Annotated in this window: 18 protein-coding genes and 1 pseudogene; 11 read left to right on the top strand and 8 right to left on the bottom strand. The window is 64.4% G+C overall.

The genetic code is table 11. The annotated features are described in order from the left end of the window. Window positions 1-2 precede the first annotated feature (2 nt). Entirely contained in the window at window positions 3-1571 is a 1569-nt protein-coding gene (locus tag CAG29_RS01465; RefSeq protein ID WP_085693786.1) for a phospholipase D family protein, read from the top strand. A gap of 39 nt (window positions 1572-1610) precedes the next feature. Here the strand turns inward: CAG29_RS01465 and CAG29_RS01460 are convergent, their stop codons facing one another. After that, window positions 1611-2756: an MFS transporter gene (locus CAG29_RS01460; protein ID WP_085693785.1), complete on the bottom strand. Its 1146-nt coding sequence runs from the start codon at window positions 2754-2756 to the stop codon at window positions 1611-1613. Window positions 2757-2938: 182 nt separating this feature from the next. After that, window positions 2939-4432, bottom strand: coding sequence for an aldehyde dehydrogenase (locus CAG29_RS01455; protein WP_085578937.1), 1494 nt, complete (start codon window positions 4430-4432; stop codon window positions 2939-2941). A 236-nt stretch (window positions 4433-4668) separates the two neighbouring features. On the opposite strand from CAG29_RS01455, the gene CAG29_RS01450 reads away from it, so the two are divergent. Next, window positions 4669-5031, top strand: a complete 363-nt coding sequence (locus tag CAG29_RS01450) for a cupin domain-containing protein (RefSeq protein WP_085578939.1) — start codon at window positions 4669-4671, stop codon at window positions 5029-5031. Between the two features lie 173 nt (window positions 5032-5204). Here CAG29_RS01450 and rpmG read toward each other — a convergent pair whose 3' ends face one another. Continuing rightward, entirely contained in the window at window positions 5205-5360 is a 156-nt protein-coding gene (gene rpmG, locus CAG29_RS01445; protein ID WP_003177274.1) for a 50S ribosomal protein L33, read from the bottom strand. A gap of 11 nt (window positions 5361-5371) precedes the next feature. Continuing rightward, on the bottom strand, window positions 5372-5605 hold the full coding sequence (gene rpmB / locus CAG29_RS01440) for a 50S ribosomal protein L28 (protein ID WP_085578941.1): 234 nt from the start codon (window positions 5603-5605) through the stop codon (window positions 5372-5374). A 446-nt stretch (window positions 5606-6051) separates the two neighbouring features. On the opposite strand from rpmB, the gene CAG29_RS01435 reads away from it, so the two are divergent. Beyond that, window positions 6052-7638 (top strand): ABC transporter substrate-binding protein, encoded by a 1587-nt coding sequence (locus CAG29_RS01435; RefSeq protein WP_085638556.1) that lies wholly within the window; start codon window positions 6052-6054, stop codon window positions 7636-7638. A gap of 131 nt (window positions 7639-7769) precedes the next feature. Here the strand turns inward: CAG29_RS01435 and radC are convergent, their stop codons facing one another. Next, on the bottom strand, window positions 7770-8444 hold the full coding sequence (gene radC / locus CAG29_RS01430; RefSeq protein WP_085578945.1) for a DNA repair protein RadC: 675 nt from the start codon (window positions 8442-8444) through the stop codon (window positions 7770-7772). Between the two features lie 136 nt (window positions 8445-8580). On the opposite strand from radC, the gene coaBC reads away from it, so the two are divergent. The 4 genes and pseudogenes from coaBC (at window position 8581) to argB (ending at window position 12752) form a co-directional block, all read left to right on the top strand. Continuing rightward, a complete protein-coding gene (gene coaBC, locus CAG29_RS01425; protein ID WP_085578947.1) occupies window positions 8581-9789 on the top strand; it encodes a bifunctional phosphopantothenoylcysteine decarboxylase/phosphopantothenate--cysteine ligase CoaBC in 1209 nt (402 codons plus the stop codon). Between the two features lie 5 nt (window positions 9790-9794). Continuing rightward, a complete protein-coding gene (gene dut, locus CAG29_RS01420) occupies window positions 9795-10250 on the top strand; it encodes a dUTP diphosphatase (protein ID WP_085578949.1) in 456 nt (151 codons plus the stop codon). Between the two features lie 175 nt (window positions 10251-10425). Continuing rightward, window positions 10426-11829, top strand: a pseudogene (locus CAG29_RS01415) (phosphomannomutase/phosphoglucomutase); the annotation flags it as partial. A gap of 17 nt (window positions 11830-11846) precedes the next feature. Further along, window positions 11847-12752 (top strand): acetylglutamate kinase, encoded by a 906-nt coding sequence (argB, locus tag CAG29_RS01410; protein WP_085630201.1) that lies wholly within the window; start codon window positions 11847-11849, stop codon window positions 12750-12752. 105 nt (window positions 12753-12857) lie between these two features. Here argB and pyrE read toward each other — a convergent pair whose 3' ends face one another. After that, on the bottom strand, window positions 12858-13502 hold the full coding sequence (gene pyrE / locus CAG29_RS01405; RefSeq protein WP_085630203.1) for an orotate phosphoribosyltransferase: 645 nt from the start codon (window positions 13500-13502) through the stop codon (window positions 12858-12860). 82 nt (window positions 13503-13584) lie between these two features. Here pyrE and CAG29_RS01400 point away from each other — a divergent pair, with 82 nt between their 5' ends. Further along, window positions 13585-14364: an exodeoxyribonuclease III gene (locus CAG29_RS01400; RefSeq protein WP_007920349.1), complete on the top strand. Its 780-nt coding sequence runs from the start codon at window positions 13585-13587 to the stop codon at window positions 14362-14364. Window positions 14365-14449: 85 nt separating this feature from the next. On the opposite strand, the gene CAG29_RS01395 is transcribed toward CAG29_RS01400, so the two are convergent. After that, window positions 14450-14818 (bottom strand): DUF4870 domain-containing protein, encoded by a 369-nt coding sequence (locus CAG29_RS01395; protein WP_085578957.1) that lies wholly within the window; start codon window positions 14816-14818, stop codon window positions 14450-14452. 28 nt (window positions 14819-14846) lie between these two features. Continuing rightward, window positions 14847-15569, bottom strand: a complete 723-nt coding sequence (rph, locus tag CAG29_RS01390) for a ribonuclease PH (RefSeq protein WP_085578959.1) — start codon at window positions 15567-15569, stop codon at window positions 14847-14849. Window positions 15570-15838: 269 nt separating this feature from the next. Between rph and CAG29_RS01385 the strand changes: the two genes are divergently transcribed. The 3 genes from CAG29_RS01385 to rpoZ all read left to right on the top strand — a co-directional run bounded on the left by CAG29_RS01385 (window position 15839) and on the right by rpoZ (window position 17767). Next, a complete protein-coding gene (locus CAG29_RS01385; RefSeq protein WP_085578961.1) occupies window positions 15839-16702 on the top strand; it encodes a YicC/YloC family endoribonuclease in 864 nt (287 codons plus the stop codon). A 10-nt stretch (window positions 16703-16712) separates the two neighbouring features. After that, entirely contained in the window at window positions 16713-17333 is a 621-nt protein-coding gene (gene gmk, locus CAG29_RS01380) for a guanylate kinase (RefSeq protein ID WP_085578963.1), read from the top strand. Window positions 17334-17500: 167 nt separating this feature from the next. Beyond that, complete coding sequence (gene rpoZ, locus CAG29_RS01375; RefSeq protein WP_085578965.1) at window positions 17501-17767, top strand: DNA-directed RNA polymerase subunit omega; 267 nt, start codon at window positions 17501-17503, stop codon at window positions 17765-17767. Window positions 17768-17824 lie beyond the last annotated feature (57 nt).

Genomic DNA, 17824 nt, shown 5'->3' with positions numbered 1-17824 from the left:
ACGTGAGCTTCAGACAGCCCCTGTCCGTTCTGCTGTTGCTGACCGCGCTGCTGGGCGGCTGCGCAACCCTCGACGCTCCCCGCGAGCCGAGCCAGGCGCTGCCGGCGTCGGCGTCCGCCTTCGGCCGCTCGATCCAGGCCCAGGCCGCGCCGCACAACGGCCAGTCGGGCTTCCGGCTGCTGTCCAACAGCACCGAAGCCTTCACCGCACGCGCCGAGCTGATCCGCAACGCGCAGAGCAGCCTCGACCTGCAGTACTACATCGTCCACGACGGCGTCAGCACGCGGATGCTGGTGGACGAACTGCTCAAGGCCGCCGACCGGGGCGTGCGGGTGCGGATCCTGCTGGACGACACCACCAGCGACGGCCTCGACCTGGTCATCGCCACGCTCGCGGCCCATCCGCAGATCCAGATCCGCCTCTTCAACCCGTTGCACCTGGGCCGCAGCACCGGCGTCACCCGGGCGGCGGGGCGCCTGTTCAACCTGTCGCTGCAGCACCGACGCATGCACAACAAGCTGTGGCTGGCGGACAACGCCGCCGCCATCGTCGGCGGGCGCAACCTGGGGGACGAGTATTTCGATGCCGAGCCCAACCTGAACTTCACCGACATCGACATGCTCAGCGTGGGCCCGGTGGCGCAGCAGTTGGGGCACAGCTTCGACCAGTACTGGAACAGCGCCCTGAGCCGACCGGTCGACGAGTTCCTCTCCAGCCGGCCGACGGCCAAGGACCTGCAGAACACCCGCACCCGCCTGGAAGAATCCCTGGAAGACACCCGCCAGCAGAACCACGCGCTGTACCGGCAACTGAAGACTTACAGCACCGATCCGCGCATGGACATCTGGCGCCGCGAGCTGATCTGGGCCTGGAACCAGGCGCTGTGGGATGCGCCGAGCAAGGTGCTGGCCAAGGACAAGCCCGATCCGCAGTTGCTGCTGACCACCCAACTGGCGCCGGAACTGAAGGGCGTCAGCCAGGAACTGATGATGATTTCCGCCTACTTCGTGCCGGGCCAGCCGGGGCTGGTGTACCTGACCGGACGCGCCGATGCCGGCGTCTCGGTGAGCCTGCTGACCAACGCGCTGGAGGCCACCGACGTGCCGGCGGTGCACGGCGGCTATGCGCCGTACCGCAAGGCGCTGCTGGAGCACGGCGTCAGGCTCTTCGAACTGCGCCGCCAGCCCGGCGCCACCGGCGGCAGCGGGCCGCGCCTGTTCTACGGGCCGTCCTCCCGGGGTTCGGACTCGAGCCTGCACAGCAAGGCGATGATCTTCGACGGCAAGAAAGCGTTCATCGGATCGTTCAACTTCGACCCGCGCTCGGTGCTGTGGAACACCGAGGTCGGCGTGCTGGTGGACAGCCCGGCCCTGGCCGCCCATGTGCGGGAACTGGCGCTGCAGGGCATGGCGCCGGCGCTGAGCTACGAAGCGAAGCTGGAGGACGGCAAGGTGGTGTGGGTGACCGAGGACGACGGCAAGCTGCACACCCTGACCCAGGAACCGGGGAGCTGGTGGAGACGGTTCAATGCCTGGTTCAGCACCACCGTGGGCCTTGAGCGGATGCTTTAGGCCCGCCCCTGTGGCGGCCTCGCCACAGGGGTCGATCAGTCAGGCCGGCTCGGCCAACTTGCCGAACGCCCCCTGGCGCATCAGCAGGATCACCAGGCCGAACGCCCCGACCGCCATCAGCAGCGGCAGCGCGTGCCCGCTGATCCACTGGCTGCCCGCGCCTGCCGCCAGCGGCCCCACCAGGCAGCCGATGCCCCACAGCTGCGCGATGTGCGCGTTGGCCCGCACCAGCGCATCGTCACGGTAACGCTCGCCGACCAAGATCAGCGACAGCGTGAACAGACCGCCCGCGCTGGCCCCGAACAGCACCCACAGCGGCCAGATCAGCAAGGTGTCGATCAGCAGCGGAATCGCCAGGCTCGACAGCAGCAGCACCATGGCGCAGCCGGTGAACAGCGTGCGCCGGGACAGCCGGTCCGCCAGCGCGCCAATCGGCAGTTGCAGCAACGCGTCGCCGACCACCACGGTGCTGACCATCGCCAGCGCGATTTCCGCCGTGAAGCCCTGGCGCAGGCAATACACCGGCAGCAGCGTCAGGATCATCGCCTCGAACGCGGCGAACAGCGACACGGCCCAGGCGATCGCCGGCAGTTCCCGGCCAAATCCCAACAAATCGCCGAAGGTCACGCTGCTGGCCTCGCTGCTCGGCGCCCCGCTGCGGCCGAGCAACAGCAGGGGCGCAGCGGTCAGCAAGCCCACGCCGACCCAAAAGCCATAATCGTGCTCGGTGCCCAGCGCCCCCAACAGCAGCGGCCCGGACAGTTGGCTCAGCGCGTAGCTGCTGCCGTACAGCGCCACCAGTCGCCCGCGCCAATGCTCGACCACCAATTGGTTGATCCAGCTCTCGCCGAGGATGAACACGATGGTCAGGATCACGCCGATCATCAGCCGCAGCGCCAGCCACACCGGGTAGCTGGGCAGCAGCGCCAGCAGGCCGATGGACAGCGCCCCGCCCCACAGGCACAGGCGCATCAGGTTCGCCGTGCCCAGGCGCGCCGCCAGATGGCTGGACACCTTCGCCCCCAGCAGCACGCCGATGGCCGGCATCGCCGCCATCACGCCGATGGCGAAGGAGCCGTAGCCCCAGCCCTCCAGCCGCAACGACACCAGCGGCATGCTGACACCCAGGGCCAGGCCGACACTCAAGACAGACGCCAACACGGCGAAATACGTCGCCCAACGCATGTTCCACGCTCCTGTGGATATTGTTATGTGCACCGCAAAACCAATGTGGGAGCGGGCTTGCCCGCGATGGCGGTGGGTCAGACACAAAAATGCCGACTGACACACCGCCATCGCGGGCAAGCCCGCTCCCACAAGGGATCTCTGCTGTTTCGGGGGCCTGACGGGCAGGCCCCCTCAACGGTTCACAGCTTGATCCAGGTCGCCTTGAGCTCGGTGTATTTGTCGAACGCATGCAGCGACTTGTCGCGGCCGTTGCCCGACTGCTTGAAGCCGCCGAACGGCGCGGTCATGTCGCCGCCATCGTATTGGTTGACCCACACGCTGCCGGCCCGCAGGGCCTTGGCGGTCAGGTGCGCCTTGGAAATGTCCTGGGTCCACACCGCCGCCGCCAGGCCGTACGGCGTGTCGTTGGCGATGCGCACCGCCTCCTCGGCGGTGTCGAAGGTGATGACCGACAGCACCGGCCCGAAGATCTCTTCCTGGGCGATCTTCATCGCGTTGCTCACGCCGTCGAAGATCGTCGGCTCGACGTAGGTGCCGCCGGTCTCCTGCAGGGTGCGCTTGCCGCCGACCACCAGCTTGGCGCCGTCGGCGTGGCCGGCTTCGATGTAGGACAGCACAGTGTTCATCTGCTGGGTATCCACCAGCGCACCGACGTTGGTGGCCGGATCCAGCGGGTTGCCCGGCTTCCAGGCCTTCAGGGCCTCGATCACCATCGGCAGGAATTTGTCCTTGATCGAACGCTCGACCAGCAGCCGCGAACCGGCGGTGCACACTTCGCCCTGGTTGAAGGCGATGGCGCTGGCGGCGGACTCGGCGGCGGCCTGCAGGTCCGGCGCGTCGGCGAACACGATGTTCGGGCTCTTGCCGCCGGCCTCCAGCCACACGCGCTTCATGTTCGATTCGCCGGCGTAGATCATCAGTTGCTTGGCGATCTTGGTCGAACCGGTGAACACCAGGGTGTCGACGTCGTTGTGCAGGGCCAGGGCCTTGCCGACGGTGTGGCCATAGCCCGGCAGCACGTTGAGCACGCCTTTCGGGATGCCGGCCTCGACCGCCAGGGCGGCGATGCGGAGGGCGGTCAGCGGGGATTTCTCCGACGGCTTGAGGATCACCGAGTTGCCGGTCGACAGGGCCGGGCCCAGTTTCCAGCAAGCCATCAGCAGCGGGAAGTTCCACGGCACGATGGCGCCGACCACGCCCACCGGCTCACGGGTCACCAGGCCCAACTGATCGTGCGGGGTGGCGGCGACTTCGTCGTAGAGCTTGTCGATGGCCTCGCCGCTCCAGCTCAGCGCCTGCGCCGCGCCGGGAACGTCGATGTACAGCGAGTCGCTGATCGGCTTGCCCATGTCGAGGGTCTCGAGCAGGGCCAGTTCTTCGGCGTGCTGCTTGAGCAGGCCGGCGAAACGGATCATGGCGGCCTTGCGCTTGGTCGGCGCCAGGCGCGACCAGACACCGGAATCGAAGGTGGCGCGAGCGTTCTCCACGGCGCGCTGGGCGTCGGCGGCGTCACAGCTGGCGATCTTGCCCAGCAGACGGCCATCGACCGGGCTGATGCACTCGAAGGTCTCGCCCGAGGCGGCGTCGGTGTACTCGCCATTGAGGTAGGCGCGGCCTTCGATCTTCAGGTCGCGGGCGCGTTGTTCCCAGTCGGCACGAGTCAGGGTGGTCATTCGAGTGTCCTCCTCTTGTTGGATGCGGGCGCCGCGCTCTTCGCGGCCGTCCTCAGGAATTCTGCCCGGCCAGCCTGCATTTCGGCCAAGGGCACCCGCCACCCTAAACCAGTGGCCGGGTTTGTTTCAATATATTTGACATAAGGCCGCGATACGACCTTGCGGTGTTCAATTTAATAAACATAGACTTTGGCCCTTTCCAATCCATCGCGTCGCCACCACAGGAGACAACAACAATGAACATCCAGAACGTCGTCGACATCAGCCAGACCGCCAGCGAAGCCGAACGCTACCGGCCGGATCCGGCCAAGGTGCTCAAGGGCGACCCCGAGCAGGCGGTGTTCAACCAGTACGACAGCCCTTGCGGGCAAATGAACGTCGGCGTGTGGGAAGGCGCGGTCGGGCAATGGACGGTGAACTACACCGAGCACGAGTACTGCGAGATCCTGCAAGGGGTGTCGGTGCTGCGCGACAGCGACGGCAACGCCAAAACCCTGCGCGTCGGCGACCGCTTTGTGATTCCGGCCGGTTTCCGGGGCACCTGGGAAGTGCTGGAGGCGTGCCGCAAGATCTATGTGATCTTCGAGCAGAAGGCCTGAGGATCTGCGCCCCTTTAGCTGACGCCAGCAGGCTGGCTTCCACAGGGAACACCACACAGATCCACGGTGTGGGCTTGCCCGCGAAGGGGCCCGGACCGGCAACCCAAAACCGGGGCAACAAAAAAGGCCCGTATCGTGAGATACGGGCCTTTTTCGTCGGTCGGAAAAATCAATTACTTGATTTTGCCTTCCTTGTAGATCACGTGCTTGCGAACAACCGGATCATATTTCTTGATCTCGATTTTGTCCGGGGTAGTACGCTTGTTCTTGTCGGTAGTGTAGAAGTGACCAGTACCGGCGCTCGAGATCAAACGAATCAATTCACGCATGATTAGCTCCCTTAAATCTTGCCGTCGCGGCGAAGTTCGGCCAGCACGACATCAATGCCGCGCTTGTCGATGATACGCATGCCTTTGGCAGATACGCGCAGACGCACGAAACGTTTCTCGGACTCAACCCAGAAGCGGTGATGCTGCAGGTTTGGCAGGAAACGACGACGGGTTTTGTTGTTTGCGTGGGAAATGTTATTCCCGGTTACCGGACCCTTACCGGTAACTTGACATACTCTAGACATGCCTCAGCCCTCTAAAACCACATGCCCAACCCGGCATGGGTTGGCCGCTTAATCTCTAGTCATTGTGGCGCCAGGCGCCGCGATTCTTTAGAGGTCTTACCGGCTACACCTACAAGCGAAGGAACCGGGCCCCTAGAAAAGAGCGCTGCTTTATACCAGAAAGACCCGAGAGCAACAACAATCGGTGTGCAATCAATTGGCAAAAAGCCGGAATTTGCCCCTGCGGACGCTTTGGATTAAGGCTGTCGAGGATTTCGACCGCTCGTCGCACAAAAGCGGCGATGCCGGCGATCCGCTCCCCCGGCCCCGCCCTCCACCGCCAAAACCCCGCAAACCCGGCCCTGAAATTGCAAAAAGGGATAGTCATTTGCAACCGTGCCCACTAGGGTAGGCCTTTTCCAGACTGCACTTGCAGATGGGCCTCCGATCTGTAAAGGAATCTGACCATGCGCCTCGCTGCCCTCCCCCTTTTGCTCGCTCCGCTGCTGCTGAGCCCCCTCGCCCAGGCCGCCGCCCTGAGCGTCTGCACCGAGGCCAGCCCCGAAGGGTTCGACGTGGTGCAGTACAACTCGCTGACCACCACCAACGCCTCCGCCGACGTGCTGATGAACCGTCTGGTGGACTTCGACACCGCCAGCGGCAAGGTCGTCCCGAGCCTCGCCGAAAGCTGGGACGTCAGCACCGACGGGCTGACCTATGTGTTCAAGCTGCGTGCGCAGGTGAAGTTCCACAGCACCGACTACTTCAAGCCGACCCGCGACCTGAGCGCCGAAGACGTCAAGTTCAGCTTCGACCGCATGCTCGACCCGGCCAACCCGTGGCACCAGGTGGCCCAGAGCGGCTTCCCCCATGCCCAGTCGATGCAGCTGCCGGCGCTGATCAAGAAGATCGACGCCCTGGATCCTTTGACCGTGCGCTTCACCCTCGACCATCCGGACTCGACCTTCCTGGCGACCCTGAGCATGGGCTTCGCCTCGATCTACTCCGCCGAGTACGCCGACCGGCTGCTCAAGGCCGGCGCGACGGACAAGCTCAACAGCCAGCCGGTGGGCACCGGCCCGTTCGTGTTCACCCGCTTCCAGAAGGACGCCTCGGTTCGCTACAAGGCCAACCCGGACTACTTCGGCGGCAAGCCGGCGGTGGATCCGCTGATCTTCGCCATCACCCCGGACGCCAACGTGCGCCTGCAGAAGCTGCGGCGCAACGAATGCCAGATCGCCCTGTCGCCCAAACCGCTGGACGTACAGGCGGCGAAACAGGAGCCGACACTCAAAGTTGAAAAGACCGACGCGTTCATGACCGCTTTCGTCGGCATCAACAGCCAGCATCCGCCGCTGGACAAGCCGGAAGTGCGCCAGGCGATCAACCTCGCCTTCGACAAGGCCAACTACCTCAAGGCCGTGTTCGAAGACACCGCCGAGGCCGCCAACGGCCCCTACCCGCCCAACACCTGGAGCTACGCGAAGAACCTGCCCGGCTACGCCCACGACGTGGACAAGGCCAAGGCGCTGATGGCCAAGGCCGGCCTGAAGGACGGTTTCCAGACCACCATCTGGACGCGCCCGTCCGGCAGCCTGCTCAACCCCAACCCGAGCCTCGGCGCGCAGTTGCTGCAGTCGGACCTGGCGGAGATCGGCATCCAGGCGGAAATCCGCGTGATCGAATGGGGCGAGCTGATCCGTCGGGCCAAGGCCGGCGAACACGACCTGCTGTTCATGGGCTGGGCGGGCGACAACGGCGACCCGGACAACTTCCTCACGCCGCAGTTTTCCTGCGCGGCGGTCAAGTCCGGCACCAACTTCGCCCGGTACTGCAACGCCGACCTGGACCGCTTGATCAGCGCCGGCAAGACCACCAGCGAGCAAGGTGTGCGCAGCAAGCTCTACGAACAGGCGCAGGCCCTGATCCAGCAACAGGCCCTGTGGCTGCCGCTGGCGCACCCGACCGCCTTCGCGCTCACACGCAAGGATGTGCAGGGTTACTCGGTGAGCCCGTTCGGGCGGCAGGACTACGCCAAGGTCACCCTGAAATAGCAGACACAACCCCGCCCCTGTAGGAGCAAGCCTGCTCGCGATGGCGCCGTGTCAGTCAACATCGATGTTGATCGATCTGCCATCGCGAGCAGGCTCGCTCCCACAGTGGACTGCGCTGATTCCGTGCGCAGCTACATCCAGCCGCACTCCGCCATCGACAGCGGCTCGCCCTCGCCGACGATGAAGTGATCGAGCACCCGCACATCGATCAGCTCCAGTGCCTTCTGCAGCCGCTTGGTCAGCACGCGATCCGCCTCGCTGGGGTCGGTGTTTCCCGACGGGTGGTTGTGGCACAGGATCACCGCCGCCGCGTTATTGGCCAGAGAGCGCTTCACTATCTCCCGAGGATGCACGGCCGTGTTGTCGATGGAGCCGCGAAACAGCGTCTCGAAGGTCAGCACCTGGTGCTTGGAGTCCAGGAACAGGCAGCCGAACACCTCGTGCGGCTCGTGGCGCAACATGGCCTTGAGGTAATCGCGCACGACCTGCGGGCTCTCCAGCGCCGGCTTGCGCCGCATGCGTTCCGCCAAGTGCCGACGCCCCATCTCCAGCACGGCCTGCAACTGGGCGAACTTCGCCGGCCCCAGCCCCAGTTGTCCGCTGAAGGCGTTCAGGTCAGCCTCCAGCAAGAAACGCAGGCTGCCGAATTGATTCAACAGGTGTCGCGCCAGATCCACCGCGCTTTTTCCGGACACGCCGGTGCGCAGAAAGATCGCCAGCAGTTCGGCGTCCGAAAGGCTCGCGGAGCCCTGCTCAAGTAGCTTTTCCCGCGGCCTTTCCGCCGCCGGCCAATCGCGAATACTCATACACATTCCTTGTCTGTGGGCGCCGCTGTTCCATAGCGGACGCTGTGATATCGTAGCCCATCTTTTTTGGCGGTCGGCCCGCCCCTGGGGAGGGGGGTGCCGCACCGCTACCATCCATGAAATGAAAGGCAGACCTATGCAGCGGCTGTATCGGAAACGCATCGTTCTGGGCGTCGGCGGCGGCATCGCGGCCTATAAAAGCGCCGATCTGGTTCGCCGCCTGATCGACCAGGGCGCCGAAGTGCGCGTGGTCATGACCCGCGGCGGCAGCGAATTCATCACCCCGCTGACCATGCAGGCCCTGTCCGGGCACCCGGTGCACCTAGACCTGCTCGACCCTGCCGCCGAAGCCGCGATGGGCCACATCGAACTGGCCAAATGGGCCGACCTGGTGCTGATCGCCCCGGCCACCGCCGACCTGCTGGCCCGCCTGGCCCAAGGCATCGCCAATGACCTGCTGACCACCCTGGTGCTGGCCACCGACGCCATCGTCGCCGTGGCTCCGGCCATGAACCAGGCCATGTGGCGCGACCCGGCCACCCAGGCCAACCTGCAGCTCCTGGAAAGCCGCGGCCTGAAGACCTTCGGCCCGGCGTCCGGCAGCCAGGCCTGCGGCGACGTCGGCATGGGCCGGATGATGGAAGCCACCGACCTGGCCCAATGCGCGGCGGACTGTTTCCAGCGTCAGGCGCTGACCGGCAAGCACGTGGTCATCACCGCCGGCCCGACCCAGGAAAACATCGACCCGGTGCGCTACATCACCAACCACAGCTCCGGGAAAATGGGCTTCGCCCTGGCCGAAGCGGCGGTGGAGGCCGGCGCCCGCGTGACCCTGATCAGCGGCCCGGTGCACCTGCCGACCCCGGACCGCGTCACCCGCATCGACGTGGTCAGCGCCCGGGACATGCTCGCGGCGTGCGAAGCCGCGATGCCTTGCGACATCTTCATCGCCTCGGCAGCGGTCGCGGACTACCGCCCGGAAGTCGTGGCCCCACAAAAACTCAAGAAAGACCCTACGAGCGGCGACGGTTTCGTCCTGCAAATGGTACGTAACCCGGACATCCTGGCCACCATCGCCACCCGTTCCGACCGTCCGTTCAGTGTCGGCTTCGCCGCCGAGACCGAACACCTGCTCGACTACGCTGCACGCAAACTCAAGGACAAGAATCTCGACCTGATCGTCGCCAACGACGTCGCCAACCCGAGCATCGGCTTCAACAGCGAAGAGAACGCCTGCAGCGTCATCGACCGTGGGCTGCACGCCACGGTCTTCGCCCAGACCAGCAAGGGCAAGATCGCCCGCCAACTGGTCACATTCATCGCCGAACGGCTGAACCAGGTTTAATTTACATGCACGCTTTGCAAGCCAAGATCCTCGACCCACGCATCGGCACCGAATTCCCGCTGCCGCAATACGCCACGCCCGGCTCCGCCGGCCTCGACCTGCGCGCCATGCTGGAACAGGACACCGTGATCAAGCCGGGCGAGACCGTGCTGATCCCCACCGGCCTGTCGGTGTACATCGGCGACCCGAACCTCGCCGCGCTGATCCTGCCGCGCTCCGGCATGGGCCATAAGCACGGCATCGTGCTGGGCAACCTGGTCGGCCTGATCGACTCCGACTACCAGGGCCCGCTGATGGTCTCCTGCTGGAACCGCGGCCAGACCGACTTCACCATGACCGTCGGCGAACGCCTGGCGCAACTGGTGCTGGTGCCGGTGGTGCAGGCGCATTTCGAGATGGTCGAGGAGTTCGTCGAGACCGAACGCGGCACCGGTGGTTTCGGCCATACCGGCACCAAGTGACCGTTCGTGGCGAGGGAGCCGGCCCCCTCGCCACAGCAAGCGGCCACGCCGGGCGGGGCGTCATGGCCCTTTCATACCACGAACTCTCTGCGGAAAACGCCGTCATACCCTTCAGTTTGAGCCTGCCGCCGAGTGAGTCGCCGGCGCGTCCAGCCACTTTCGAGATGGAGCATTTCCGCCGATGAGCACCCCCGCCCAAGTAGCACCGAAGCTTCCCGACAGCATTTTCCGCGCGTATGACATCCGCGGCACCGTGCCGGAATTCCTCAACGCCGAAACGGCCTACTGGATCGGCCGCGCCGTCGGCTCGCAGAGCCTGGCCCAAGGCGAGCCGAACGTGTCCGTCGGCCGCGACGGGCGCCTGTCCGGCCCGGAACTGGTCGCCCAACTGATCAAAGGCATCGCCGACAGCGGCTGCCACGTCAGCGACGTCGGCCTGGTGCCGACCCCGGCGCTGTACTACGCCGCCAACGTGCTGGCCGGCAAGTCCGCGGTGATGCTCACCGGCAGCCACAATCCGTCGAACTACAACGGCTTCAAGATCATGATCGCCGGCGACACCCTCGCCAACGAGCAGATCCAGGCCCTGCACGAGCGCCTCAAGACCGGCGACCTGAGCAGCGGCCAGGGCAGCGTGACCCAGGTCGAGATCCTCGACCGCTACACCACCGAAATCGTCCGGGACATCAAGCTGGCCCGACGCATGAAAGTCGTGGTCGACTGCGGCAACGGCGCGGCCGGCGTGATCGCCCCGCAACTGATCGAAGCGCTGAACTGCGAAGTGATCCCGCTGTTCTGCGAAGTGGACGGCCACTTCCCCAACCACCACCCGGATCCGGGCAAGCCTGAGAACCTCGTCGACCTGATCGCCAAGGTCAAGGAAACCGGCGCCGACCTGGGCCTGGCCTTCGACGGCGACGGAGACCGCGTCGGCGTGGTGACCGACGCCGGCAGCATCGTGTTCCCGGATCGCCTGCTGATGCTGTTCGCCCGCGACGTGCTGGCGCGCAACCCGGACGCAGAGATCATTTTCGACGTCAAATGCACCCGCCGCCTCATCCCGCTGATCAAGGAATACGGCGGCCGGTCGCTAATGTGGAAGACCGGTCACTCGTTGATCAAAAAGAAGATGAAACAATCCGGCGCCCTGTTGGCCGGCGAAATGAGCGGGCATATCTTCTTCAAGGAGCGCTGGTTCGGCTTCGACGACGGCATCTATAGCGCCGCGCGGCTGCTGGAGATCCTCAGCCAGGAGAAATCCACCGCCGAAGCGCTGTTCGCGACCTTCCCGAACGATGTTTCGACGCCGGAAATCAATATCCATGTGACCGAAGAGAGCAAATTCAGCATCATTGATGCACTGCACGACGCACAGTGGGGCCCAGGCGCGGACCTGACCACCATCGACGGCGTGCGGGTCGACTACGCCAAAGGCTGGGGCCTGGTACGCGCATCCAACACCACACCGGTGCTGGTGCTGCGTTTCGAGGCCGATGACGAGGCAGAACTTGCACGCATCAAGGCTGTGTTCCATGCCCAGCTGAAACGCGTTGCACCTGATCTCCAACTACCGTTCTGATTCACCCGGAGCCCTGAATGACCCTCGAACGCGATGCCGCCGCCCAAACCGCCAAGGTCCTGTCCGAAGCGCTGCCTTACATCCGACGTTATGTCGGCAAGACCCTGGTGATCAAATACGGCGGCAACGCGATGGAAAGCGAGGAGCTGAAGACCGGCTTCGCCCGCGACATCGTGCTGATGAAGGCCGTGGGCATCAACCCGGTGGTCGTGCACGGCGGCGGCCCGCAGATCGGCGATCTGCTCAAGCGCCTGTCCATCGAAAGCCACTTCGTCGACGGCATGCGCGTCACTGACGCCGCCACCATGGACGTGGTGGAAATGGTGCTCGGCGGCCAGGTCAACAAGAGCATCGTCAACCTGATCAACCGGCATGGCGGCAGCGCCATCGGCCTGACCGGCAAGGACGCCGAGCTGATCCGCGCGAAAAAGCTCAACGTCACCCGCCAGACCCCGGAGATGACCACCCCGGAAATCATCGACATCGGCCATGTGGGCGAAGTGGTCGGGATCAACACCGACCTGCTGAACCTGCTGGTCAAGGGCGATTTCATCCCGGTGATCGCGCCGATCGGCGTCGGTGAGAACGGCGAGTCGTACAACATCAACGCCGACCTGGTGGCCGGCAAGGTCGCCGAAGCGCTGAAGGCCGAGAAACTGATGCTGCTGACCAACATCGCCGGCCTGATGGACAAGGAAGGCAAGGTACTGACCGGCCTGAGCACCCAGCAAGTCGACGCGCTGATCGCCGACGGCACCATCTACGGCGGCATGTTGCCGAAGATCCGCTGCGCGCTGGAAGCGGTGCAGGGCGGCGTGGGCAGCTCGCTGATCATCGACGGCCGCGTGCCGAATGCGATCCTGCTGGAAATCTTCACCGACACCGGTGTGGGCACCCTGATCAGCAACCGCAAGCGTTCTTAAGCGCTCACGCAAACGAAAAGACCCCGCTCAGCCTGGCTGAGCGGGGTCTTTTTTTGCCTCAGATCCCTGCAGGAGCGAGCCTGCCCGCGCCTGCAAGGAACCCGTTCAAACGCCGAACTGGGCGCGGTAGGCCTCGACAGCCGGCAGGTGCTGCTTGAGCTGCGGGTCGTCGGCCAGGAATTCCAGCACCTGGTTCAGCGACACGATGCTGATCACCGGGATGCCGAAGTCACGCTCGACTTCCTGGATCGCCGACAGCTCGCCGTTGCCGCGCTCCTGGCGGTTCAGAGCGATCAGCACGCCGGCCGCCTTGGCGCCTTCCTGGGACGCGATGATCTGCATCACTTCGCGGATCGCGGTGCCGGCGGTGATCACGTCGTCGATGATCAGCACGTCGCCGGTCAGCGGCGCGCCGACCAGGCTGCCGCCCTCGCCGTGGGCCTTGGCTTCCTTGCGGTTGAAGCACCATGGCAGGTCGCGGCCGTGGTGTTCGGCCAGCGCGACGGCGGTGGTGGCCGCCAGCGGGATGCCTTTGTAGGCCGGGCCGAAGAGGACGTCGAAGGAAATGCCGCTGTCGGCGATGGCCGCCGCGTAGAAACGGCCCAGCTGGGCCAGCGCGGAACCTGAGTTGAACAGGCCGGCGTTGAAGAAGTAAGGACTGGTGCGCCCGGACTTCAGGGTGAACTCACCGAAGCGCAAAACGCCGCGATCGATGGCAAAACGAATGAAATCGCGCTGATACGCTTGCATGAAAAAAACCCCAAATACCACGGATTTAGCTAATTAGCTTGACGCCGTGTATCATACACGCACGCGATTTTTGGGGCCATTTATGCGGATCATCAGTGTGAACGTCAATGGTATTCAGGCTGCAGTCGAGCGAGGTTTGCTCAGTTGGCTGCAGGCTCAGAATGCCGACGTCATCTGCCTGCAGGACACCCGTGCCTCCGCCTTTGAACTGGACGACCCAGCCTTCCAACTGGACGGCTACTTCCTTTATGCCTGCGACGCCGAAGTTCCCGCCCAAGGCGGTGTGGCTTTGTACTCGCGGTTGCAACCGAAGGCTGTCATCAGCGGTCTCGGTTTCGAGACGGCCGACCGCTACGGGCGCTACCTGCAAGCAGATTTCGACAAAGTCAGTATTGCCACCTTGCTGCTTCCTTCGGGGATGAACGGCGATGAGGACTTGAACCAGAAGTTCAAGCTCATGGACGACTTCGGCAAGTACCTGGACAAACAGCGGCGCAAACGTCGCGAGTACATCTATTGTGGCTCGCTGTACGTGGCGCAGCAGAAGCTCGACATCAAGAACTGGCGCGACAGCCAGCAATCCCCGGGCTTCCTGGCGCCGGAACGCGCCTGGATGGACGAGATCGTCGGCAACATGGGTTATGTCGACGCCTTGCGCGAAGTCAGCCGTGAAGGCGACCAGTACAGCTGGTGGCCGGACAACGAACAGGCCGAGATGCTCAACCTCGGCTGGCGCTTCGACTACCAGATCCTGACCCCGGGCTTGCGTCGCTTCGTGCGCAGCGCACGCCTGCCGCGTCAGCCACGGTTCTCGCAGCACGCACCGCTGATCGTGGACTACGACTGGACGCTGACCATCTGAGCGCCTTTTCGCAGCCGCAAAAAAACCGACATCGCTGTCGGTTTTTTTGTGCCTGAAGGCTTTGCCCGGTAGGAACCGTCGGTCGTTACTTGATCAGGCGCCAGGTGAACGGATACCGGTAGGCGATCCCTTCGTTGGCCTTCACCCCGCCGATGATCGTCAGCACCAGCGCGCCGATGGCCAGCAGGCCGAACAGCACGAAGCCGATGATCAGCACCATCAGCAGGAAGCAGACCATCGAGGCGATCGCCACGGTGATCTGGAAGTTCAGCGCTTCCTTGCCCTGGGCATCGATGAACGGATCAGTCTCGCGCTTCATCTGCCAGAGGATCAGCGGCCCGATCAGCGTGCCGAAGGGCACCCAGATCCCCAGCAGGGCGGACAAGTGACAAAACATGGCCCACTGGCGCACCTCGTGGCTCGGCCTGGGCTGCAGCTCTTGTTCGTCACTCATCGCATCCTCCTTGGGGTCGCCCGGCGGCTCAGTCAGCCAGCGCCGCCTTCTGCAGTTCGAAGATCTCGGTCATGCCCTTCTTGGCCAGCTCCAGCATGGCGGTCAGTTCCTCAGGCTGGAACGGCGCGCCTTCGGCGGTGCCCTGCACTTCGATGAAGCCGCCGGTGCCGGTCATCACCACGTTCAGGTCGGTCTCGGCGGCGGAGTCCTCAAGATAGTCCAGATCCAGCACCGGCTCGCCCTGGTACATGCCCACAGAAACGGCGCCGACCATCTGCTTGAGCGGGTCGCCGCCCTTCAGGCCGCCGCGCTTCTTGATCACCTTCAGCGCATCGACCAGCGCGACCATGGCGCCGGTGATCGACGCGGTGCGGGTGCCGCCGTCGGCCTGGATCACGTCGCAGTCGACGTACAGGGTGACATCGCCCAGCTTGGACATGTCCAGGGCCGCGCGCAGGGAACGGCCGATCAGGCGCTGGATCTCCAGGGTGCGCCCGCCCTGCTTGCCGCGGCTGGCCTCGCGCTGGTTACGCTCGCCGGTGGAGCGCGGCAGCATGCCGTACTCGGCGGTCAGCCAGCCCTGGCCCTGGCCCTTGAGGAATCGCGGCACGCCGTTTTCGACGCTGACGGTGCAGATGACCTTGGTATCACCGAATTCGACCAGTACCGATCCCTCGGCATGCTTGGTGTAGTTGCGGGTAATGCGGATCGAGCGGAGCTGATCGGCAGCGCGACCACTTGGACGTTTCATAGGAGATACCTGTACTGGGGACGGAAAACTGCGGAGCATTATAGGGCCGTGCACCGCGCCTGGGCAGTCGTCAAAAATGCCCGCCGACGACCGAGGGCCCTGCAACGCCTGTCCCCGACGGCCTGCAGCCCTTTGTCACAGCGTGTGTTTGGGCGCATCCGCCGCACTGCGCTACAATCCTGCGCCTTTGCTGCCAGTCGGCTTACATTCATTGAGAGCGATGAGGCGGAACGCAGGTTCCGCACCGTTCTGCATTGCGAGGTACCACCATGGTGCACAGCATGACCGCCTTCGCCCGCGTCGAGAAAGCCGGCGTCCAGGGCACCCTGAGCTGGGAACTGCGCTCGGTCAACAGCCGCTACCTGGAACCGCACCTGCGCCTGCCGGAGTCCTTCCGCGACCTCGAAGGCGCCGTGCGCGAAGCGCTGCGCCAGGGCCTGTCGCGGGGCAAGCTGGAATGCACCCTGCGCTTCACCGAAGAAAGCACCGGCAAACCGCTGCAGGTGGACCGCGAGCGCGCTGCGCAACTGGTCGCCGCCGCCGAGACCGTCGCCGGCCTGATCAAGAACCCCGCCGCCCTGAACCCGCTGGAAGTGCTGGCCTGGCCGGGCGTGCTGGTCGCCGACGCCAGCGATCCGCAGGCGCTCAACGCCGAGGCGCTGGCCCTGTTCAACCAGGGCCTGAAGGAGCTCAAGGCCGGCCGCGAGCGCGAAGGCGCGGAGCTGGCCCGGTTGATCGACGACCGCCTGACCTCCATCGAAGAAGACGTATCGACCCTGCGCGAACTGGTTCCGCAGATGCTCGCCACCCAGCGCCAGAAGGTCCTGGACCGCTTCGCCGACATGAAGGCCGAGCTGGATCCGCAGCGCCTGGAGCAGGAAATGGTCATGCTCGCGCAAAAGAGCGACGTGGCCGAAGAACTGGATCGCCTGAGCACCCACATCATCGAAGTCCGCCGCGTGCTCAAGTCCGGCGGCGCGGCCGGGCGGCGCCTGGACTTCCTGATGCAGGAGCTCAACCGCGAAGCCAACACACTGGGCTCCAAGGCCTTCGACCCGCGCAGCACCCAGGCGGCGGTCAACCTCAAGGTGTTGATCGAGCAGATGCGCGAACAAGTGCAGAACATTGAGTAAGGCTATTCCCATGACCCACAGCACCGGCACCCTTTACATCATTTCCGCCCCCTCGGGCGCGGGCAAGAGCAGCCTGGTCAAGGCGCTGACCGACGCCAACCCGGAAATCCGCGTATCGATCTCCCACACCACCCGCGCCATGCGTCCGGGCGAGGTGGACGGCGTGAACTACCACTTCGTGACCCGCGAAGCGTTCGTGAAGATGGGCGAACACGGCGATTTCCTCGAACGTGCCGAAGTGTTCGGCAACTTCTACGGCACCTCGCAAAGCCGCCTGCAGCAGACCCTGGACGAAGGTCATGACCTGATCCTGGAAATCGACTGGCAAGGCGCCGAACAAGTGCGCAAGCTGATGCCCCAGGCCCGCTCGATCTTCATCCTGCCGCCTTCGCTGCAAGCCCTGCACCAGCGCCTGACCAACCGCGGCCAGGACAGCGACGAGATCATCGACGGACGCATGCGCGAGGCGGTCAGCGAGATGAGCCACTACGTCGAATACGACTACGTGATCATCAATGACGATTTCGCCCATGCGCTGGACGACCTGAAAGCGATTTTCCGTTCCAACCAGCTGCTGCAGAAACGCCAGCAAGTGCGTTTCGGCAAACTGCTGGCCGAACTGCTCGGTTGACCGGCTCTTCCCAAACGCGCCGCAAGGGCTTTACATTGGCACTTGCAGCGCGTTGAAGGGTCTGGTCAAAAAATCAGCGCTTCCCTAATCGCTGGTGTTTTTTTAAACTGCCGAGTCCGCTCGCCCATCCGGGCACCGCGCATATCGCATTTGCTACGAGGAAGACCATGGCCCGCGTAACCGTTGAAGACTGCCTAGAACACGTGGATAACCGCTTTGAGCTGGTCATGCTCTCGACCAAGCGTGCCCGTCAACTGGCAACCGGCGGCAAAGAGCCGAAGGTCGCATGGGAAAACGACAAGCCTACCGTCGTCGCCCTGCGTGAAATCGCCGAAGGCATCGTGACCCCTGAATTCATCGCCGCCGAAGAAATCGTCACCGAAGACCCGGTCTTCGCTGCATTTACCGAGGACGAGTCCAACGAGGCCGTCTAAGCCTATGCCTGGTCGACGTAGCACGGCGCGGGAACACAGCTTGCGGCAGGAGTCATC

It is taken from the genome of Pseudomonas sp. B7(2017) (assembly GCF_002112745.1).
GTDB lineage: Bacteria > Pseudomonadota > Gammaproteobacteria > Pseudomonadales > Pseudomonadaceae > Aquipseudomonas > Aquipseudomonas ekonensis.
This window is presented reverse-complemented; position numbering and strand designations above follow the sequence as displayed.